The following is a 21,457-nucleotide window of genomic DNA, read 5'->3' as shown; positions in this document are numbered from 1 at the left end:
TACCCCCATGAATAAGGAGTCATTAAAAGAATATTTAAGCAGCCGATATCAAGGCTGGAGTTCGTTCCTCAACAATGTTATTTTTCCCATTTTCGGTGAAGATGACTTTGAGGATGGTTTTGAAACAGAGCTTTTGGAGAGTCAGCCCGAACGAAGACAACTGGCAGAAGCGACGGGAATACGCAGCATCAAGCAAGTTGGAATGATGTATGTTGGCGTTGAACCTTTACAGATTTTCGATGTGACAGTCAGCGACCGGGTTATGATGGAGCATAACCGTGTGAACATCCAGCGGCTCATCCGTGCTGTCATGGATCAATTCTCTTGTGCCTTCATGCTGTTCCATTACGAGGATGATACTCGTTGGGATTGGCGTTTCACCTATTGCCGAAAGAGTGGCAACAAAGAAGAATCCACCGACAGCAAACGCTATACGTTCCTGCTGGGGCCTGGTCAGTCATGCCGCACGGCAACTGACAACTTCATAGCTCTATACGACAAAAGGAATTCTCTTGAAATTAAAGACATCGAAAATGCATTCAACGTTGAAGCTCTTTCTAAAGAGTTCTTTGGGAAGTACAAGGCTCAATACGAAGCTTTTGTCAATTACATGGTTGACCCTACAAACGGAATGCGTCAACACTTCATTGATACAGGCTTTGACCATACGGGTATGGCTGCTGACAAAATTCGTGACCGTGAGGAAAAACCCATTCGTGACTATGTGAAGAAACTTCTTGGACGCATTGTGTTCCTGCACTTCCTCCAAAAGAAAGGCTGGCTTGGCGTTCCTGCAAGCAAGGAATGGGGCGAAGGCGATCGTGATTTCATGCTGAATATTTTCAAGAATGCAAATGAACGTCAAAAGGAAAACTTTCTTGATGACATATTAGAAGACTTGTTTACAGAAGGTTTAGACCGTAACCGTTCAGATCAGGGCGACCTTTACGACACAAAAGTAGAAGGCTTCCGCAACTGTCGTATTCCATATTTGAACGGCGGTCTGTTTGAACGTGACATTCTTGACAAGAAGCCCAGTCATTTTCCTGCCAGCTATTTTAATGGCCTGCTGACAATGCTCTCGCAGTACAACTTTACCATCGATGAAAATGACCCAAACGATGCAGAAGTGGGCGTTGACCCAGAAATGCTTGGACGCATCTTTGAAAACCTGCTGGAGGACAACAAGGATAAGGGTGCATTCTATACGCCGAAAGAGATTGTGCAGTACATGTGCCGAGAAAGCTTGATAGCATATCTGCAAACAGACATGAGGGAAGAAGACAAGGAGTGTATACGTCAGTTTGTGACAACTCACGATGCATCCCAGCTGGGCGAATTAAAGGAATACATTGATCAGAAACTGTACGATGTGAAGATATGCGACCCTGCAATTGGCTCTGGTGCTTTTCCAATGGGATTGCTGCGCGAACTGTTCTTCTGCCGTTCTGCTATTGAGCCAAACATTGTAGAGAATGCAGCTAACATTAAACGTCACATTATCCAAAACAACATTTATGGTGTTGACATTGAACGTGGAGCAGTGGATATAGCCCGACTTCGTTTCTGGCTCTCACTGATTGTTGACGAAAAGTCACCAGAGGCTCTGCCTAACCTTGATTTCAAGATTATGCAGGGGAATTCCCTTCTGGAGCAATATAAGGGTGTTGACCTTTCAACGATGACAGAAAAGAAAATAGGAGCTGGTGAAAGTCTAACTTTCTTTGATAGCATGTTAGATGTTTATCGCAAAAATCTACGCGACAAACTTACTGAATATTACGCTTGCCCTGAACATGACAAGAAAATGCAGCTGAGAAAGGACATTGCAGATATTGTAAAGCAGGAACTCGTTGAGCAAGGTATTCATATTGATTTTGAAGATATGGACTTGTCTGCAAACAGTCAGTTCTTCCTCTGGCATACCTGGTTCCATGATGTTTTCTCACGACCCTCAAAAGAGGGCTTCGATATTGTCATTGGCAATCCACCGTACGGTGCTAAAATTTCATCTATAGACAAAGCATGCTTCAAACATATATTTACATCTGCTCAAACTATACCTAATATACAAAAAGGATCTTTAGATACTTTTTCGCTTTTCATTGATTTAGGTTACCAAATATTACACACTAAAGGAAATGCAATCTTTATTGTTCCACTAAGTGTTACTGCTTCCGATGCAATGTCAGGACTTCATAGACTACTAATAAATCACTGTGACGAAATCTATGTCAGTTCATATGGAGACAGACCACGCCGTATATTTGAAAGTGCAGAACAACAAGTATCCATTATTAGTTTTAAAAAATCCAGCAACAAGGCCACAAGAATTATGACTACGCATATCAACAAACGCTATTCTGATGAATCTCTGTGGTTACTCTTAGATGACCTAAAGTTTGTAAATGCCCTTCATCATATTCGCAATGGGAGAATTCCAAAGATAGGCAATGAAATAGAATTAGGAATATTATGCAAATTAGAGCGTTGTGTCACAACAATAAAAGATGTGTATAAACGAGAAGGTTTACCTATTTATTACCGGAAGGCAGGTGGTAGGTACTATAAAATAATAACTAAGATTCCTACTCATTCTTCTGCAGAAGGGGAATTGAAAGTCAGAGAAAAATATCAAAGTCTTGTAGGAGCAGCCTTGTCAAGTAACCTTTTCTATTGGTTTTGGCTGATACACTCAGATTGGCATAACCTACGATCATCCGAATTAGAAATGTTTCCTATCCCATTCGAATCATTTTCAGATGAAGAACTTGATAAAATAAATACTTTATATGATACTTATCTTAATGATTTATATTCAAAGAGCCAGACAACTAAAACGGGACTGAAATGTTTTTTTGCAAGACAATCTAAAATGCATATTGATGCAATTGATAAATTTATTGGAGAAAAATATGGTTTATCTGAGATTGAAATAAAATTTTTAATCAATTATGACTATCAATATCGAAATGCTGAATAAGCATTAATTCTGAAAGGAAAGATTATGATAATTGGAGGGATTATCCTCCAATTATCATTCATTCTCCAGCCAACCTAAATTCTAATTCGTAATTTTTGATAAAATCGGTTTCCTCCTGCGTCAATCCGTATAGCGGACAGATGTAGTCATCTATCTCATCAATGATGGCTTTGGAGCGTACAATTTTGTATTCCTTGAATGAATCAACATTATAGGTGGACTCTCCAGAAGTTATTCTGATATTAGCTTTTGCCTCTATGTCAGAAAGATAACGAGAATACAACTTGTCAAGATAGTCAATATCCTCAGCTGAGAGCTGTGGAACTGTGAAATTCTCTATCTCGTATGTCTTCCAATTTAAATTATCAGAAAAGATCTGATAGAACCAAAATGACAAACTGCTACTGAGTATGCAGCCAACAGCATCTGCGATTTTGGAATTAGCGAAATAGATAGTTCTCTCTGCTGATGAACCGGTACTATAATTTGTTACGACTTTGAAATATCGCCCTCCTGCAAACCTATATATGATTGGACTCCCTGAAGTCTTGATAAGAGATCCTAACTTTGTATAGTTGAAGAGTTTGTTTAAGATGGTTTTCTCTATTTCAGAACCTATCTTTGGAATACGACCATAAAGTGTTTGCCCTTTCACATCAACAAATTGCAAATTATCAATGAGCCTTTGTAATTCAAACTCATTCCCTCTTCTGTGCATCTTGGTTGAGAAAAGATACTGACATGGCGTTTCAGTCTTCTTAAAAAGAAGTATCGAAGTGTTTACTACAGCGTTCTCAAAAACAGGCTTAGGACGTACTGCATACGATGATATGTATATGGTATCACAGTTTCCCATCAAAAGACGGTGTACGCCTGTTAGGGAATCACTTGATGTCAAGGATATTGGAACGATATAGGCAAAACTCCCATTCTTCCTAAGCCTGTCTCTTATACACATCTCCGAGCCCACGAGACCGAGGCTGATCTCGTANGAATAGTGTATATGTATCAAGAGACCCCTTCTGTAATCCTCGGATGCTATTTGCCGTCACATAGGTATTCTTATAATACCTCTTTGTTTGGTTGTCGTATTTCGCTCCGTACGGTGGATTGCCAATGACAATATCGAAGCCCTTTTTTGAGGGTCGCTTCTGTAGTACATAGAAATCAATGATAGATACCATACTCTTCCCATCCTTCTTGTTGACAGTTTATAGGCAAATGAAGCCCCGTATAAACGAGATAACGATATAATGTAGTTTTTGATACTTTCAATCTTTTAGATATAACTGTTTTTTCTGTTCCTTTAGCCAATTCTTTTACAATATAATCGTGCTTGTTGGCACATTTGGGATTAAGTCTACAACGAAAGCCACGACAATGTCCGAGCATTGCCCCTTCTGCTTTTTTTCTCGCTAACGCCTCTTTTGTACGTTGACTGATAAGATTGCGTTCAATCTCAGCTGACAATCCGAAAGCAAAGGCAAGGACTTTACTTTGTATATCTTCCCCAAGTCTATAGTTATCTTTAATTGTCCATACCTTACATTCTTTTGTCATACAGATATTCAAGATTTCCATAATCATAAAAAGATTGCGTCCAAGACGTGAAAGCTCACTACAGATGATAATATCATCTTTGCGTACTTTACGCAGTAAACGTCCAAGCTGTCGTTTTGTGTAATTTTTCGTTCCACTAATAGTTTCTTCAATCCAATCGCCAATTGTCAACTCATTATTATTACAGAAATTACTTATCTCAAAACGTTGGTTTTCTACAGTTTGTTTGTCACTGCTTACTCTAATGTATCCGTAAATCATAACTCTTAAAATTATATTAATATACACCAATATAAAAAATTCCTTCACAATTGATTAAAATGTAAAGGGATAAATTGGAGCAAACAGTATATACGTAGAAGCATATACTAATTTTCCCCTTTTATTGCTATCTGCTTTTCTATCAAGTTCTGATTCTGTTCCTTCACTGCCCTATACATAGAATAATACGCAAAGCTCTCTTCCTTATACTTCATACTACTAACAGAAACAGCAACGGCCCATATCATAATAACGACAATGAAGACCATGACATATCGTAGCTTAATATGATAGCCATATATAAACAACCCACTGATATTAGGTGGAATAACGGTTACAGGGCTTTTCAATTCATTGATTTTTGCTAATATCTCATCCTGCCGTTTCAATATACATCGGGTATTAGTTTCGATAGTTATACGATTCTGATTGTAATCGCAAACGTGCCGATAAAGATATTCAAGAAGTTTGGACTTCTGCTTGAATAAATCAATGAGTTTCGGAAACCATAGCGAAAACGGCAATGTGTTAGGCTGCTGTTGCCAGATATGTTTCTTGATCACAGACAAGGCTTCATTCCAGCAAGTACAGAAACTTTTGGCAATTCCAGTATAAATGGTCTTTTCATCAAATTCCACTTTTACAGATTGTTCCGATTTAGAAACAGTGACATTCTGTTTTTCAATACACTCTTTCAGTTCACTGATACTTTGGCGCAAATTTGCAAGATTTGCAGCTATTACATCTTCTTTCATTATCTTCTACGTTTTGAAGGTTTATAAAAAGGTTCGCTTCTTTGGTTATCCTTGTCTTTATCATCCCGCCCGCCTTGTTCATTGTTGGTTCCTCCACCTCCACCGGGAGTTATGACTTGATGGGGTTGAATAATCAGTTCCGCAGCTACATCACCCAACATAGTGCAAAGGTTGTTGAAGCTCAAATCACGGTCAAGTTTAGAACCAGCAATGCTAAATTCATCCATACAAAAGGATATACCACGAATTTTATCAGAGTTCTCAGCATGATTAAAACGCATATCTATGCCCTGACCTTTGAGCGTACTAATAAAGTCATTCCAAGAACGAGAATTTACCTGCGCATCAAGAACTGAAGAACGAAGATTATACTTCCGTAATTGGTGAGGACGCAAACGACTTTTATTTCTGGCTTTACTATTTTTAGGGGCAAAGTAAAATCCATACTCTTTAGTCAAAGCACGACAAACTTTTGCATTGCATATTCTTTCATTGCTGTCAGAAATAAGATTGCCTTCATTGTCTATCCGATTGAATACCAAATGGCAATGAGGATGTTTCGTGTCGTGATGCCGGGCTATGATATATTGAGTATTACGAATCCCCATTTGTTCCATCCATTTCTTGGCAATCTCCACCATCAGCGCATCTCCTTCTTCATTATCGGGAAAACGGCTAATGTCTTGCGAAGAAAAAGCAAGTGATACGTGTTTCACCGGACTTTTTACTTTCGGGCGCATGGATGCTTGTATCTGAAAAAAATCAGCGATGGCTTTATTACTAATGGTGCAGACTCCTTCGTGTGCCAAAAGTGTGGCACTCTTTTTCTTGTTCTTTTGGTCATTGGCGTAATTCACTATTCCTCCAAAATCGGTTCTTGTTTTAATCTTTGCTATCATGGCAGTTGTTCTTCACTTGGGTGATGATTCTATTGACTTCTGATATGATTGAGAAGCATTGTTGCTTGACAGCTTCCAAACCATAAGTGTGCATCTGGTGGGCAATCTGATTGACATTATTGGCGATACCGGAAAGGTCACGAATAGCCGATACCATTTCAGGACTGATGCGTTGACAGACTTGACAATCCATTGCAGCCTGATGGCAAAATTCATTGACAGACAATCCAGCCTGCTCCGCTTTGGATTGGATATAAATGTAGTCGTTCTCGGTAAACATTACCCGAAAACATTTCGTGCGTTTCTGATAACTCGCCAACTTAGGGCGACCACCAAGTTTCTTATCCTTCATACTTATCTAAACTTTTATGTTCATAAATTGATTTTTTGAGAGTGGCTGTTCTATCCGCTTGCCGCATAGGTTTTAGTGACACTAAAACACAAACTTGCCACTCAAAAAATCTTCCTATATTTCCCTTGTTCTATTCGGCTTAGTTTGCCATCTTTGATAAAGGCTTCTATCCACTTGTTTGCCGTACTTCCATTCTCGCCCAAAGTTAAAACCGCCGCATCATAATCTTTCTTTGTGAAAGTGTCAGGCAACATATTATAAAGGGTGTTCCTTCGTGCATAAACGCCTGTCTCTTGCGAAACGGTATTGAATCGTTTAGACTGATTTCCTGACAAATTCTGATAAATGAATACGGCATGATAAAGCAGGGTGTCGCAAATACTCATGGCTACGGAATAGTCAAACTCATGGCAAACCAATTGTACAGTCTCGTCAGAAGAAGATTTGTGAATCACATTATCCAAATGTCGGACAACGGTCAACACCATCATTATACGATAAGCAATCAGTCCCATCCGTCTGACTACTCCTTGCATCTTGTTATCCACTTCGTCACAACATTCCTCATTCACCCGACTGAGATATTCAATAAAGTGTTCCTGTAAATCAGAGGGAAGAGAAAAGGAATAATTACCCTGCCGTACAAAATTCTCATGTAAATGGCAGAATTTATCTCCCAACAGTTTGAACATGGCATTCTTGGATTGGGAAATGTCGCTTGTGGCAAACACATTTCTTATACCTCGTTTGAAGCGGATAATATAGAAACAAAAGCGACTCATCAATCCGTTCTCTGCATCAGGTATCAATCTTCTTACCTGTTCTGGAGTTCCAGCCAAAGCTACCGATACTCTCGGATTGGCTACTTCACAATACTCTCTATCCTTACGCCTACTCAAACTTACCAATTCATGATGGAATGCCTTTCGCAACACATCGGAGTAATTGCCGTAGTCCGATTTCAAAGTCTGACTTAACGTGTCGCCCTCCGATTCAAACAGCAGCCCGATTCCGTCATTATCTCCTAATATCTTCAAGAAAGAGCTTGCGCTACTATTGGCTGGAATCACGAGCATACGCATGGGCGGTTCAGTTGGCATAGCCATTCCATCGGTTTTCTTACCTTTAATATATGTGTTCATTGCTTCTTTATATTCCTGTTCCAATCGTTTGGAAAGTTCATGCAAATGGCGGTTGATGGGGGCTACCAATTCACGGCATAGAGTCAATGCTCCTTTTCCCATACCGGCATCCGCTACAACAAACAGATAGAGGTTGGGATAAACAATGCGTTCATCGTACACGCCACAAACATTATGAAAGCATACCGACAAACACACAATAGCCCCGATTAATATCGTATCACGGTCATCTACCGAAATGGAATTATTGACAACCTCATTTAGAAAAGGAGGAAGATGCTCAAACACACATTCAGGAAATGTAGGAAGTTCTTCTTCTGATTTTATCCATTTACCCGTTTTACCATTTTGGATATTTGGCAAAATGGATAAATGCTCTTTGAAGAACGGAGCCAATGAGATTCCAGCTTGATTTGCCAAATGGAAGAAAGAACGGATAGTAATGCCTTGCCCTTTGGAGTGCAGACAATGCGTGTATTGTTTATCCGTTTCTTCCTTTTGATAGGTAGGGTAAAACCTGCTGATGCGGTGGTAATACTCCCGCCCGTTCTCTCCCAATCCATCCACAAGCGCAAAGCCCAACTCCACCCAATCTTTATAATGAGGGGCTATATCAATGGCACACTGTTCTATCTCCCGAACAACACTTTCCACATCATCCTCCACCTTATTATATATAGGGGCAATACTTGGTGTATGTGCCTGTTGTATTTCAGAAGGGACATTCTCCCAATCTTGGGCGGAAAATATTTTCTTCGACATCATCTTTGTATTTAGGGTTAATATATGCTTGTGGGTCGTAGGGTAAGAAGCATGAACGAGCCACATCACTGCCGGACATATCCACCAATGGCAAACCTGTCGCTTTGATACAGTTGGTAACAGCCTTGAAGTACCGGGAATGTTCCCAGCCTTTCAAATCAACAGGTATTATCCACTTCAATCCATTACCGGATGGACTGACAAATAACAGTTCTGTATCAAAATACTCATGGTTAAGTAATTGTTGCTTTAACCTCCCTATGTTATCCACATGATCGAAATCCAAACACATCAATCCTGAGTGCATAATCAGTTCCTTTTCATTCCGTTTTCGGAATAATCCCGAAAAAGTACAATAGTCAAAATGGGTGGCTTTGTACCTTTTGGCTTCGGGAGAGGACTGCATCTGCCGCAGGTTCTCGGTTTGTGGTTGGGCATAATGTCCGATGACATAACGATACACATCCACAATACCTATAGCCCTCATCGGTTCGATGTTTTGAATGGGCTTGCGAAAGAATGAAAAGCAATAGTCGGTCGTTTCCATCATCTGATAATCTTTTTAGATTCGACAAATCGTCTGGCTTCTTCCATTAAGTCATCTTGGGTCTTGTGCGATTTGTTCTTCAGCCAATCGTCAATCTCTGATTGCAGGAAAGCCAAAGCCTTGTTTATTTTATGTACGGGAATCTGTTTGGTTGACACCCATCCATAAACCGTTTGTTTGGCAGGATGTGATGGCAGATAAGCGCAAAGCTCATCTATATCCATCCACTTGGGTGAGTTACTTGCCTGTTTATGCTGCAAGGCATTCACTTTAGATTGCAGTACTTCTACGGACTCAATCAGGTAGGACAACGCATTCGGCATTTCCTCCAATGAATTTACTTTATAGGCCATTTTTTCTTCGTATTAAAATTTATGCCACAAAAGTATAGGGATGCTTATAGGTGCTAAATAGGTGCTTGACCGCCACCAATCAACCGCTCATTTACCACTGACAGATTTAAGTTTCATTAATACGAAAATTTATTGGGCAACATAATAAAAGGGGAATAAACGACTGTTTGGACTAACACATTCTTTACTGAACACCTCTATACTACAAAATACCCCTCAAAAAGTTGATGCTTCATGAGGGGTAAACGGTGGTAAGTATATGATTGGTATTACATAAGTCGTTGGTGCTCAATGGTGGATATAACCACCACAACCTATAAATCCAAATTTTCTATATGCAGTGTATTGGCGGCTTTCTCTTTTTGTTCGTTTACAATATGCGTATAAATCTGCGTGGTTTTGACGTTAGTATGTCCCATCAAAGACTTGATGGTGTATATGTCAACGCCATTTTCCAGCAACAGCGAAGCATAGCTATGCCGCCCACAATGGAAGGTGATGTGCTTCTTGATACCGGATGCTTCTATCCAGACTTTCAACGGGCGAGAAATCCAAGAGGCATCAGTCAATCCTTCAAAAACAAGTGCTTCATCATCGTCTGGACGTATGCCGCATAGTTGAAGTGCCTGTTGAATGACTGGCTTGTAATCGGGCCTTTTTGTCTTTTGCTGAATTACTACTGCTTGCCATGTACCTTTGCTTGTTTGCTGAATTTGTTTCCATTTCAAAGTTTGAATATCACTATGCCGCAATCCAGTGAGAATAGAGAACAAGAACGCACGTTTCAAAACATCATCCTTGCAAGGAGTATCAACCAACATTTGCACTTCATTCATGGTAAGCGCAACACGAGGCTTCTCTATGTTTGTTATTCCCTTTACTTTCGCGCTTATATCAACGGTCAGATATTCATCAATGAACGCCTGTTTCAGTCCGGCTTTAAGTATGGAAAAATAGGTTGATGCCGTGTTTTGTGAGATAGTACCTTTCTTATTCCCTCCCATTGGAGCACGGAGAAGGAACATCTTTATATCTTCAAGCAGTTTAACGGAAATCGCCTTGAATGGAATTGGTTGCCCTTGTGAATACATTTTCAATAATTCACCTACACGCCTCCAGTTGACTATAATCGAATCGGAACTATTGGGATGACGTGTGCTTATAATACGATTGAAATACTTGATAAAATCCTGTTCGCTCCGCTCATTCTGTGCAGCGATTTCGTTTTCCTTATCAGTGTATAGGATGGCACTATCGTATTCATGCTGCCGTAACTTCCGCACATTGTCGGCATAGATGCAAGCCTCTTGGTCTATCGTTGAACGGCATTGGATAATTCCATTCAAATCACGTTTAGGCTTATAGTTGAATGTTCCATCCGGCAAGATTCGTGCTATGGATGACTTATCCCAAATGGGTGTGGATATAGTTCTGTTGATAGATTCCACCACACGGCTTGCCCGTTTAGAACCTCGCTTATACACTGGGTATGACTCTATAATCAGATACCACTCTTCTTTATAATTCGACCTTCTGAGTTTGACGGTCACTTTGGTATTGGGTAATGCTTTCTTCATAACGACTTATACAATTTATCAATTTCAGATTTGGGAACATAAACATAGTTACCGATTTGGCGTGTAGGAATAGAATGACGGCGCATGTGCTTAAACACACTGCTGTCATTGATATGGAACTTCTTTGCGATCTCTCCGATGGTGTAACAATCTTTGGGTTCAAAGGACAATGCCTCCTTTTTTCTCTTTCTACTCCCTGCCTTTGTTTTGAAGTGTTCATCCATATACTGCCGACTAAGGCGTATCAGACGCTGACCAAAATTGTATGACGGTATCAAGCCTTGCCGTATCATACGATAAAGAACGTCTTTACTAATTCCGTAAATCAGCATAGCTTCCTTTACGGTTAGATACCCCTTACTGGATGGTATTCGTCTAATCAGTGCTTGGCGTATCGCTTCTTTCTCTTTTGCGATTTGTCTTTTCTTATACGCCCTCTTGGAACAAGCAGGGCAACAATACTTCGACACTAATGTCGGAGGAGTAAAGATTTTACCGCACTCCTCGCAACTTCTTTGAATGATGTAATTTCCTCTTGGCATATTCTTCTCGTTTTAAATGGTTTATATCAATTTAAGTTGTACCTTATCGCCAAATAAGACGTGTCGCAAACATGTCGCAAATAAGAGATAAAAAAGCCCATAGAAAACACATAGCAACCATGACCCCCATAAACGCAAAAAGCGTGCAACTCATTGAGCTGCACGCTTTTGCTTATTGTTTATTATCTGTATCCTTATCGGAATCATTTGACTTCCTGAAAAACCAGGACGGGCAAGGAGTCAATAATCGGCGTACTTATAAGAATATCCCCTTCTATCTATCCAGCCGCATGTATGGAACATTCTACCATACATGTGCTCATAGCAAGCTCTCGCTGACCGGACATTCCACCCGTTCCGTCCAGTTTCTAAGCGACCAGGCATTGTTGGATGTATTTGTAATAGGCGGTGATACGATGGAAGATATTCTTCGCGGTTATCGTGACCTGACCGGCTATCCGTCTATGCCTCCTCTTTGGAGTTTTGGCGTTTGGATGAGCCGTATGACTTATTTCAGTGCCGATGAAGTAGACGAAATATGCGACCGCATGCGTGCCGAACACTATCCCTGTGATGTAATTCATCTGGATACGGGCTGGTTCCGTACCGATTGGCTCTGCGAATGGAAATTCAATGAAGAACGGTTTCCCGATCCGAAAGGATTCATCGGGCGGTTGAAAAAGAACGGCTATCGTGTCTCTTTATGGCAACTTCCATACGTTGCGGAAAATGCAGAGCAGATTGATGAAGCCAGAGCCAATGATTATATAGCCCCATTGACCAAACAACAAGCGACCGATGGTTCCAACTTCTCCGCCCTGGATTATGCCGGAACAATCGACTTTACTTACCCGAAAGCAACCGAATGGTACAAAGGACTATTGAAACAACTCCTGGATATGGGAGTAACCTGTATCAAAACCGATTTCGGTGAAAACATTCACATGGACGCCCTCTATAAAGGCATGAAGCCGGAATTGTTGAACAACCTGTATGCTCTGCTTTATCAAAAGGCCGCTTACGAAATTACGAAAGAAGTGACAGGTGACGGCATTGTCTGGGCACGTTCCGCATGGGCGGGATGCCAGCGTTATCCTTTGCATTGGGGAGGCGATTCATGTAGCTCTTGGGATGGAATGGCAGGTTCTCTGAAAGGCGGTCTGCATTTCGGTCTGTCGGGATTTGCTTTTTGGAGCCATGATGTTCCCGGCTTCCATACATTGCCCAATTTTATGAACTCGGTAGTAGCAGATGATGTGTACATGCGTTGGACTCAATTCGGCGTATTCACATCGCATATCCGTTATCACGGAACCAATAAGCGTGAACCCTGGCACTATCCGGCCATAGCTCCGTTGGTGAAAAAGTGGTGGAAATTGCGTTATTCGCTCATTCCATACATCATAGAACAAAGTAAACTAGCCATAGAAAGCGGCTATCCGCTCTTGCAGGCACTCATTCTGCATCATCCGGAAGATAAACTTTGTTGGCATGTGGATGATGAATACTATTTCGGCAATGATTTCCTGGTAGCTCCGGTGATGAACAGCGAGAACCGTCGGGATATCTATCTTCCCGAAGGAAAATGGGTGAACTTCTTTACGGGAGAACGTCTGGAAGGAGCATGCTGGCTGAAAGACGTATACGTTCCATTGGAAGAAATGCCCGTATATGTGCGTGCAAATGCCGTGATACCCATCTATCCGGAAGACGTGGACTGTACGGATGAAATGGATTTAAGCAAGAGCATGGCTTTACGCATAGATAATGATTATAAAGGATTTTGGACTATGATAGATTGTGGTAGAAAATTAATTAATTTAGTATAGTATGAAAACATGGAAGAGTAATTTAGAAGAAACAAAACAACGTTATATAAATTGGTGGAACCATAAAGGAATCATTCTCAATATGTGGGAGCACTTCCAGGAAGGAGTGCAACCACATGCAGAGATAACGCCTCCCGCACCGGCAAAAGACCTGTCACAAAAGTGGTTCGACCCTCAATGGAGAGCGGAATATCTGGATTGGTATGTGGCGCACAGCAGTCTGAAGGCCGATATTCTTCCGGTTGCGAATACCCAACTGGGTCCCGGTTCTCTAGCCGCCATTTTAGGCGGAGTGTTTGAAGGCGGGGAAGACACCATTTGGATTCATCCCAACCCGGATTTCACCGATGAAATAGTCTTTAACCCCGAACACCCGAACTGGATTCTTCATAAAGAACTCCTGAAAGCCTGCAAAGCGAAAGCCAACGGACACTACTTTGTCGGTATGCCCGACCTGATGGAAGGACTGGATGTCCTGGCCGCACTGAAAGGAACGGATAGGGTATTACTGGACACAGTGATGCAGCCCGAAATCTTGGAACAACAGATGCAGCAAATCAACGACATCTACTTCAAAGTATTTGATGAACTATACGACATCATCCGTGAAGGCGACGAGATGGCTTTCTGTTATTTCTCGTCCTGGGCTCCCGGAAAGATGAGTAAATTGCAAAGTGATATTTCGACCATGATTAGTCAGGATGATTATCGCCGGTTTGTGCAACCTTTTATTCGTGAACAATGTCAGAAGATTGATTATACCCTTTATCATCTGGATGGAGTGGGAGCCATGCATCACCTGCCTGCCTTGCTTGAAATTGAAGAATTGAATGCGATTCAATGGACTCCCGGAGTGGGCGAACCACAAGGAGGATCTCCCAAATGGTACGATTTGTATAAGAAGATTCTGGCAGGCGGAAAGAGCGTGATGGCTTGCTGGGTGACATTAGACGAACTAAAACCCCTATTGGATCATATCGGCGCGGACGGTGTACATTTGGAAATGGATTTCCATAACGAAAAGGAAGTGGAACAGGCTATGCGGATTGTTGAAGAATATACTGGTTCTTCTACCTCTGTAAATACCAATGAACATCAACAGGATGCCGACTTGGCAACTACCGGACAGGAACGTATTTGTATACGGGAAGAACAACACCAGCAAGAGGATAAACTGAAACCTCTGTATGAAGCCATTGTTGCCGGGAAACTGGAACCTGCGGTTGAAATCACCCGGCAAGCCATTGCGGAAGGAATAGCTCCCCAAATGATTATCAATAATTATATGATTAAAGCAATGGGCGAAGTGGGACAACGTTTCCAGGATGGAAAGGCTTTTGTTCCCCAACTGTTGATGGCAGGACGTGCCATGAAAGGGGCTTTGGAACTACTGAAACCTTTATTGGCAGGAAGTGCTTCCACTACAATCGGTAAGATTGTCATCGGTACAGTGAAAGGAGATCTCCATGATATTGGTAAAAACCTGGTGGCTTCCATGCTGGAGGGGTGCGGCTTTGAAGTCATAAATATTGGTATTGATGTGACTTGTGACAAGTTTGTGGAAGCTGTGAAGGAAAACCATGCTGACATCTTGTGCATGAGCGCATTGCTGACTACTACCATGACGTATATGAAAGAGGTTATTCAGGCATTGGAAGAGGCCGGTATTCGTAATCAGGTGAAAGTGATGATTGGCGGAGCACCCGTCAGTCAGGGGTTTGCTGACGAAATCGGTGCGGACGGATATAGTGATAATGCGAATACAGCCGTAGCAGTTGCCAAAGAACTGATTGGAAATAAAAAATAGAATAAAAAGGCACGGATTGCACGGATCAACACGGCTCTTAATTACATAGCCTATTAAAACCGTGAAATCCATGTAATCCTTGCCTAAAGAAAATTAGATTTAAACTTATGTTACTTATTTAATACTTGAATTATGCATGTGAAATTCTTAGAGACATTAGATTGGAGTATTCTGATTGCCTACTTCCTTATTTTGATAGCTATTGGTATATGGGCAAGTTCTAAACGAAAAAAAGGGAGTAGTCTTTTCCTTGCGGAGAATTCGTTGAGATGGTATCATATCGGCTTCTCTATGTGGGGGACAAATGTCGGACCTTCCATGTTGATAGCTTCCGCAAGTGCCGGATTTACTACTGGTATTGTTTCGGGGAATTATGCCTGGTATGCATTTGTCTTTATATGTCTGCTTGCTTTTGTCTTTGCTCCCCGATATTTGGGTAGTCGCATTACGACATTGCCCGAATTTATGGGAAAACGTTTCGGGCAATCTACTCGTAACATCCTTGCCTGGTATACCATTATTACCATTCTTATTTCATGGCTTGCATTGACTTTATTTGCCGGTGGAGTCCTGATCCGTCAGGTCTTCGATATTCCTATGTGGAAATCGGCATTGCTGTTACTTGTCACCTCCGCTTTCTTCACGATGCTCGGCGGACTGAAAGCTGTGGCCTACACGAATGTATATCAAATGATACTGTTGATTGTAGTATCAGCCACACTGGCCATCATGGGAATCTATAAAGTGGGTGGTGTAGGAGCACTGGTGGATGCCGTTCCGGCGGATTACTGGAATCTTTTCCATCCAAATGATGACCCGGCTTTTCCCTGGCTACCTATTATCCTGGGTTATCCTATTATGGGAGTTTGGTTTTGGTGTACGGATCAGTCGATGGTGCAACCGGTTCTTGCTGCCAAGAATCTCAAAGAAGGACAGATGGGAACCAACTTTACCGGATGGTTGAAAATATTAGATGTACCTCTTTACATTCTTCCCGGCATTATCTGCCTCGCTTTATTCCCACAATTGGAGAATCCCGATGAGGCTTATATGACAATGGTGACTCATTTGTTCCCGACAGGAATGGTCGGCTTGGTATTGGCTGTATTGACAGCAGCATTGGTAAGTACTGTCGGCTCTGCATTGAATGCATTAAGTACGGTATTCACGATGGATATCTATGTGAAGAAAATCCGACCGCAGGCCAAGCAGAAAGAGATTATCAGAGTGGGACAAGTGGTTACGGTAGTCGGTGCACTGATTTCTGTGATAATAACCATAGCGATCGACAGCATCAAGGGACTGAATCTATTTAATGTTTTCCAGTCTGTACTGGGATTTATAGCTCCTCCGATGGCAGCTGTATTTCTCTTTGGCGTGTTCTGGAAACGCACCACTACTCTGGCAGCTAATATGGCTCTGACATTGGGAACTGTGTTCAGTATCGGAGTGGGAATTTTGTATTTATGGGTATTTCCGGCCGAACAATATAATGCGTGGCCTCATTTTATGCTGCTTTCCTTCTACTTATTCGTTATCATCGGAATAGGCATGATAGTAGTCAGCCTGTGGGATAAGTCTCCGCAATTGGGCATCTTGAATATGGAAAAGATAGAGGACAAACCTGCACGAATTGTTCTTATCCTATGGGGATTACTTATTGTGACTATGATCGGGCTTTACATCTTCTTCAATGGCCACTAGTTTTTATTCACCACAGAGGACGCAGAGGACACAGAGTCTTTTATTATTAGATAATAATCTCTGTGTCCTCTGCGTCCTCTGTGGTGAAACTATTTTCTGCGAAAACAATTTTCGTACGTACACAGCCCGCAAGTATATTCCAGCTTACGGACATGAGAACCCACTCCAATAATACCACTTACAGATTTGATGGGAATCATCAGACTGGAATCAGTCAACTGAATACCACAAGGCGAAGCAACCGGAAATAAGGAGAATAGTTTTTGTTGTTCCGATACGTGCCATCCGCAATAACCGGGGCTGTACCTATTAGTGTGTTTCCAACCTCTTTTTTCGATAAATACAGCCAACTCCTCTTCCATGCAATCAGCAGCCTTTTCTGCAATGATGCTCCCCAATGAATCTGCTATATATATTTTCACCATGTCATCCTCTTGCTGGAGGAGATGTTGGAACTCCTCAAATTCAACTCCGGCAGTTGCGGTAAAAAAGGCAAAAGCTTCCGAACCCCGTAATTGGCGGGTAATGGTTTTACCGATTGAGAGAACCGTATCTTTTACTGTCAATGTTGCTTTTTCGGTGTCGAGCAGTCCATCGGCGATGAAAAAGAAAAAACGGGGACGAAGAAGGGGAGTGGTACGGTCCAGTAAAGTATTTATTTCCTCTATAACCATTCCATCCGGCATAGAATCTTTATATCCCATCGCCTCGTAAATTTCGAGTGATGGGATCTGTAGTTTCTGATAAGTGAGTTCCTGTTCAAACATTATTGAATTCTTCCAATGCGGCATAAAATGCGTCTATATTTGCTGAAGGTGTGAGGGGTGGAATATCACAACCACTTGACAATACGAAGTTGGGATATGCACGAGTAGCTTCTAATAGTTGCAAAGTCGCTTCTTTCATAGTTTCCGGGCCTGCCATCTTGAAAAGACTCACCGGGTCCAGATTTCCCATTGCCAGTGCATCGGTCGGAACCTCTTTCAACGCTTCCTCCATCTTAATTTTATTCCCGAAGTGGTAAGCGGCTGCACCGGTATAAACCATCGCTTGCGTGCAATTCCCTGTGTTTCCGCAATTATGAAGTACTACGGCAAAGTGATCATCCTGTACCTTCTCTACTATTTCTTTCACAAATAAAGAAGAATATTGCAGGCAATCTTCGTTGGATAACAATCCCGCAGCAGGTTCAGCCATGATTACACCGTTCACACCGGTTGCTTTCAATGCCATACAATAGCGGGTGATGAAATCACTGCATTTTCTTAACAACGTATTGGCTGCATCGGGATTAATATAAATCAGCATCATGATTTCCGACATATCATACAAACGTCCGGCCAGCGAATAAGGACCGATGCAACCGGCAAAAACCGGGCGGTCTGTAATATTTCTGGCTGTCAGCATATTTGCTTTAAGATATTCCGGGATTCTTCCTTTATTCAACGCCGGAACTTCCAGCTTTTCAATAGCAGCTTCATCCGCCAGTAAACGGCCGGACACACTGGGCACCTCATTTTTCGGAAAGATAATCTCTGCCCCGAAAGCTTCCGCTTCTACCGTCAGATCCATGATAACGGTTGCTGCCGCAGCCGGATACTTGTCACAAAGAGCTTTGATAGCCTCATAATGAACCTGTCCGTTTGTTACCGCATCATGCACCGTTTTCCCGATAAATTCGATACCCGGATGTGTCATGATCGGAATTGCAATCGTTTCCTTACGTTGGATCGTTTGGCAGATCCATTCTTTCATATTCAGTTTACCCATAATTTCAGTTTTTAATATCGTCTTGTAATAAAGACGAAGTTGCTCTTCTTTTGTAATCTCGTATATGATAAAATCTTATACCGGTATAAAAATAAAGCTGTCCTTCAAAAAGAAGAACAGCTTTACACCTATTTGATTTATCTTCGAGCTTTATTTTACCGGAATCTTATCAATACGGTTCTGATGGCGTCCGCCGTCAAATTTGGTAGAGAAGAACTCTGTCAAAATCATGTCCGCTTCTTCAGTGCTGATGAAGCGTCCCGGCATAACCAGTACATTAGCGTCATTGTGCTGACGAGCCAGGTGTGCGATTTCTGCATTCCAGCAGAGAGCGGCACGAACCCCTTGGTGCTTGTTCAGCGTCATATTGATTCCGTTTCCACTGCCGCAGATAGCGATACCGGGATAACATTCTCCCGATTCCACTGCAAGAGCCAGCGGATGAGCATAATCCGGATAGTCTACGCTTGCGGTAGAGTTAGTTCCGAAATCCTTGTAAGCCCAGCCTTTTGCTTCCAGCCAGCCGCGAATATATTCTTTCAGTTCAAAACCGGCATGGTCGCATGCTAATCCGATTGTTTTCATTAGAGCATTGCTTTTACTTGGTTATATACGTTCTCGGCAGTAAATCCAAGTTTCTCATCCAACACTGTGTAAGGAGCAGAGAAACCGAAAGATTCCAATCCCCAAACTTTACCGTGGCAACCTACCAGACCTTGAAGAGTGACAGGCAGACCGGCAGTCATACCGAAAATCTTCGCATCTGCCGGAAGAATAGCTTCCTGATATTCTTTCGGTTGGTTGCGGAACAGACCTTCAGACGGAGCAGATACAATGCGTACCTTCACGCCATCTTTGCGAAGCAACTCTGTGCCGGCTACCAATGTAGCTACTTCAGAACCTGAAGCCACCAGGATAACATCCGGATTTTCGTCGGAACCTGCTACGATATAAGCACCCTTGGCTGCCTGTTCGTAATCTGTTCCTGTCGGTAAATTGGCAATATTCTGACGAGAAAAGATCAATCCTGTCGGAGTAGACATATTTTCCATAGCAAGTTTCCAAGCGATGGTTGTCTCTTCTGCATCAGCCGGACGAAGTACCAACATAGAGTTGTGTCCCTTATGATTTTTCAGTTTTTCCATCAGGCGGATTTGAGCTTCCTGTTCTACCGGTTCGTGAGTAGGACCGTCTTCACCTACGCGGAATGCGTCGTGTGTCCAGATGAATTTCACCGGTTGTTCCATCAAAGCAGCCATACGTACGGCAGGTTTCATGTAATCGGAGAATACGAAGAATGTACCGCAAGCAGCGATCACACCACCGTGGAGAGACATACCGATACAGATACAAGCCATTGACAATTCAGATACACCTGCCTGGAAGAATGCTCCGCTGAAATCACCTTTCTTGAAAGAATGAGTCTTTTTCAGGAAACCGTCAGTCTTGTCAGAGTTAGAAAGGTCGGCCGAAGCAACGATCATGTTTTCTACCTGTGTGGCAAGTGCGCCCAATACGGTTGCAGATGCAGCACGAGTAGCGCTACCTGCTTTCTGTTCGATAGCAGCCCAGTCAACTTTCGGAGCTTTGCCCGAGAAGAAGAGTTCCAGTTTTGCAGCCAGTTCCGGGTTTGCTTTCGCCCATGCAGCTTTTGCAGCATATTTTTCAGCTACAATTTTCTTCAGCTCTTCTGCTCTTTTTGCATACAGTTCGGCTACTTCCGGGAATATAACGAACGGGTTAGTAGGATCACCACCCAGATTCTTGATTGTATTTACATAAGCGTCGCCGCCGAGAGGAGCACCGTGTGTAGCGCAGTTAGCTTCATAGCTGCTGCCGTCTGCCTTGCGTGCACCTTTACCCATTACGGTTTTACCGATAATTAGTGTCGGACGTTCTTTTTCAGCCTGTGCTTCTTTGATTGCCGCACGGATTTCGTCAGGATCATTACCGTTGATATTAAGTACGTTCCATCCCCATGCCTCATATTTCATGGCAGTATCTTCAACGGTTACGTCTTTCGTTTCTGTAGAAAGCTGAATATCGTTGGAATCATAGAACATAATCAGGTTGTCCAATCCCAGTGCACCGGCAATACGTCCGGAACCTTGAGAGATTTCTTCCTGAATACCACCGTCAGAGATGTAAGCGTAAATGGTCTGATTCATCACCTCGTCGAAACGGGCTTTCAAGAATTTGGCAGCGATAGCAGCACCTACTGCAAAAGTGTGTCCTTGTCCCAGCGGACCGGAAGTGTTTTCGATGCCACGCATGATGTCCACTTCAGGATGTCCCGGAGTAGGGCTTCCCCATTGACGGAATTCTTTCAGCTCGTCCAGTGTGAATTTTCCTGTCAATGCCAACGTAGAATAAAGCATCGGAGACATGTGGCCCGGGTCGAGGAAGAAGCGGTCACGTCCTTCCCAACGGGGATTTTCAGGATCGTATACTAGAAACTCAGAGAAGAGTACATTTACAAAATCAGCACCACCCATGGCGCCACCCGGGTGACCGGAATTGGCTTTCTCAACCATTGAAGCAGCAAGAATACGGATGTTATCCGCTGCACGATTCATAAGTTTGTTATCGTTCATATCATTAAAATTTAATTGAT

General features: G+C 42.3%; 18 protein-coding genes and 1 pseudogene. 4 read left to right on the top strand and 15 right to left on the bottom strand.

Going from position 1 to position 21,457, the window contains the following annotated elements; all coding sequences use genetic code 11:
- Positions 1-7: 7 nt before the first annotated feature.
- Entirely contained in the window at positions 8-2,983 is a 2,976-nt protein-coding gene (locus KQP79_RS17540; protein ID WP_011109348.1) for an Eco57I restriction-modification methylase domain-containing protein, read from the top strand.
- A gap of 58 nt (positions 2,984-3,041) precedes the next feature.
- Here KQP79_RS17540 and KQP79_RS17535 read toward each other — a convergent pair whose 3' ends face one another.
- The 11 genes from KQP79_RS17535 to KQP79_RS17490 form a co-directional block, all read right to left on the bottom strand.
- On the bottom strand, positions 3,042-3,839 hold the full coding sequence (locus KQP79_RS17535; protein WP_032811503.1) for a hypothetical protein: 798 nt from the start codon (positions 3,837-3,839) through the stop codon (positions 3,042-3,044).
- Positions 3,840-3,918: 79 nt separating this feature from the next.
- On the bottom strand, positions 3,919-4,167 hold the full coding sequence (locus tag KQP79_RS26040) for an Eco57I restriction-modification methylase domain-containing protein (RefSeq protein ID WP_413541948.1): 249 nt from the start codon (positions 4,165-4,167) through the stop codon (positions 3,919-3,921).
- Complete coding sequence (locus KQP79_RS17530; protein WP_005818830.1) at positions 4,151-4,804, bottom strand: master DNA invertase Mpi family serine-type recombinase; 654 nt, start codon at positions 4,802-4,804, stop codon at positions 4,151-4,153. Before KQP79_RS17530 ends, KQP79_RS26040 begins: the two co-directional genes overlap by 17 nt.
- Positions 4,805-4,911: 107 nt before the next feature.
- Entirely contained in the window at positions 4,912-5,559 is a 648-nt protein-coding gene (locus tag KQP79_RS17525) for a hypothetical protein (protein ID WP_004313932.1), read from the bottom strand.
- Entirely contained in the window at positions 5,559-6,458 is a 900-nt protein-coding gene (locus KQP79_RS17520; protein ID WP_061448680.1) for a relaxase/mobilization nuclease domain-containing protein, read from the bottom strand. Before KQP79_RS17520 ends, KQP79_RS17525 begins: the two co-directional genes overlap by 1 nt.
- Positions 6,442-6,810 carry a MobC family plasmid mobilization relaxosome protein gene (locus KQP79_RS17515; RefSeq protein ID WP_004313937.1) on the bottom strand — a complete coding sequence of 123 codons (369 nt, stop codon included), beginning with the start codon at positions 6,808-6,810 and terminating at the stop codon, positions 6,442-6,444. The genes KQP79_RS17520 and KQP79_RS17515 overlap by 17 nt, the downstream gene beginning before the upstream one ends.
- A 101-nt stretch (positions 6,811-6,911) precedes the next feature.
- A complete protein-coding gene (locus KQP79_RS17510; protein ID WP_004313939.1) occupies positions 6,912-8,714 on the bottom strand; it encodes a DUF3987 domain-containing protein in 1,803 nt (600 codons plus the stop codon).
- Positions 8,665-9,264 (bottom strand): BT4734/BF3469 family protein, encoded by a 600-nt coding sequence (locus KQP79_RS17505; RefSeq protein ID WP_004313940.1) that lies wholly within the window; start codon positions 9,262-9,264, stop codon positions 8,665-8,667. Before KQP79_RS17505 ends, KQP79_RS17510 begins: the two co-directional genes overlap by 50 nt.
- Complete coding sequence (gene mads1, locus KQP79_RS17500) at positions 9,261-9,614, bottom strand: methylation-associated defense system helix-turn-helix domain-containing protein MAD1 (protein WP_004313943.1); 354 nt, start codon at positions 9,612-9,614, stop codon at positions 9,261-9,263. The genes KQP79_RS17505 and mads1 overlap by 4 nt, the downstream gene beginning before the upstream one ends.
- 314 nt (positions 9,615-9,928) lie before the next feature.
- Complete coding sequence (locus tag KQP79_RS17495; protein WP_005818825.1) at positions 9,929-11,191, bottom strand: site-specific integrase; 1,263 nt, start codon at positions 11,189-11,191, stop codon at positions 9,929-9,931.
- Positions 11,188-11,733 carry a helix-turn-helix domain-containing protein gene (locus KQP79_RS17490; RefSeq protein WP_005818824.1) on the bottom strand — a complete coding sequence of 182 codons (546 nt, stop codon included), beginning with the start codon at positions 11,731-11,733 and terminating at the stop codon, positions 11,188-11,190. Before KQP79_RS17490 ends, KQP79_RS17495 begins: the two co-directional genes overlap by 4 nt.
- Positions 11,734-11,936: 203 nt before the next feature.
- Between KQP79_RS17490 and KQP79_RS17485 the strand changes: the two are divergent.
- The 3 genes and pseudogenes from KQP79_RS17485 to KQP79_RS17475 all read left to right on the top strand — a co-directional run.
- Positions 11,937-13,562, top strand: a pseudogene (locus KQP79_RS17485) (alpha-xylosidase); the annotation flags it as partial.
- Between the two features lies 1 nt (position 13,563).
- Complete coding sequence (locus KQP79_RS17480; protein ID WP_004309182.1) at positions 13,564-15,369, top strand: corrinoid protein; 1,806 nt, start codon at positions 13,564-13,566, stop codon at positions 15,367-15,369.
- Positions 15,370-15,501: 132 nt separating this feature from the next.
- Complete coding sequence (locus KQP79_RS17475; RefSeq protein WP_004309181.1) at positions 15,502-17,073, top strand: sodium:solute symporter; 1,572 nt, start codon at positions 15,502-15,504, stop codon at positions 17,071-17,073.
- Positions 17,074-17,162: 89 nt separating this feature from the next.
- On the opposite strand, the gene KQP79_RS17470 is transcribed toward KQP79_RS17475, so the two are convergent.
- The 4 genes from KQP79_RS17470 to KQP79_RS17455 form a co-directional block, all read right to left on the bottom strand.
- Positions 17,163-17,840 (bottom strand): vitamin B12 dependent-methionine synthase activation domain-containing protein, encoded by a 678-nt coding sequence (locus tag KQP79_RS17470; RefSeq protein ID WP_004309180.1) that lies wholly within the window; start codon positions 17,838-17,840, stop codon positions 17,163-17,165.
- Positions 17,833-18,843: a methylcobamide--CoM methyltransferase gene (locus tag KQP79_RS17465; RefSeq protein WP_004319295.1), complete on the bottom strand. Its 1,011-nt coding sequence runs from the start codon at positions 18,841-18,843 to the stop codon at positions 17,833-17,835. Before KQP79_RS17465 ends, KQP79_RS17470 begins: the two co-directional genes overlap by 8 nt.
- Before the next feature lie 150 nt (positions 18,844-18,993).
- A complete protein-coding gene (rpiB, locus tag KQP79_RS17460) occupies positions 18,994-19,428 on the bottom strand; it encodes a ribose 5-phosphate isomerase B (protein ID WP_061448678.1) in 435 nt (144 codons plus the stop codon).
- On the bottom strand, positions 19,428-21,437 hold the full coding sequence (locus KQP79_RS17455; RefSeq protein ID WP_061448677.1) for a transketolase family protein: 2,010 nt from the start codon (positions 21,435-21,437) through the stop codon (positions 19,428-19,430). The genes rpiB and KQP79_RS17455 overlap by 1 nt, the downstream gene beginning before the upstream one ends.
- Positions 21,438-21,457 lie beyond the last annotated feature (20 nt).

The sequence above is a fragment of the Bacteroides sp. DH3716P genome, from assembly GCF_025914115.1.
Classification (GTDB): Bacteria; Bacteroidota; Bacteroidia; order Bacteroidales; family Bacteroidaceae; genus Bacteroides; species Bacteroides ovatus.
The sequence above is the reverse complement of the archived record's forward strand: the minus strand, read 5'-3'. Positions and strand labels throughout refer to the sequence as shown.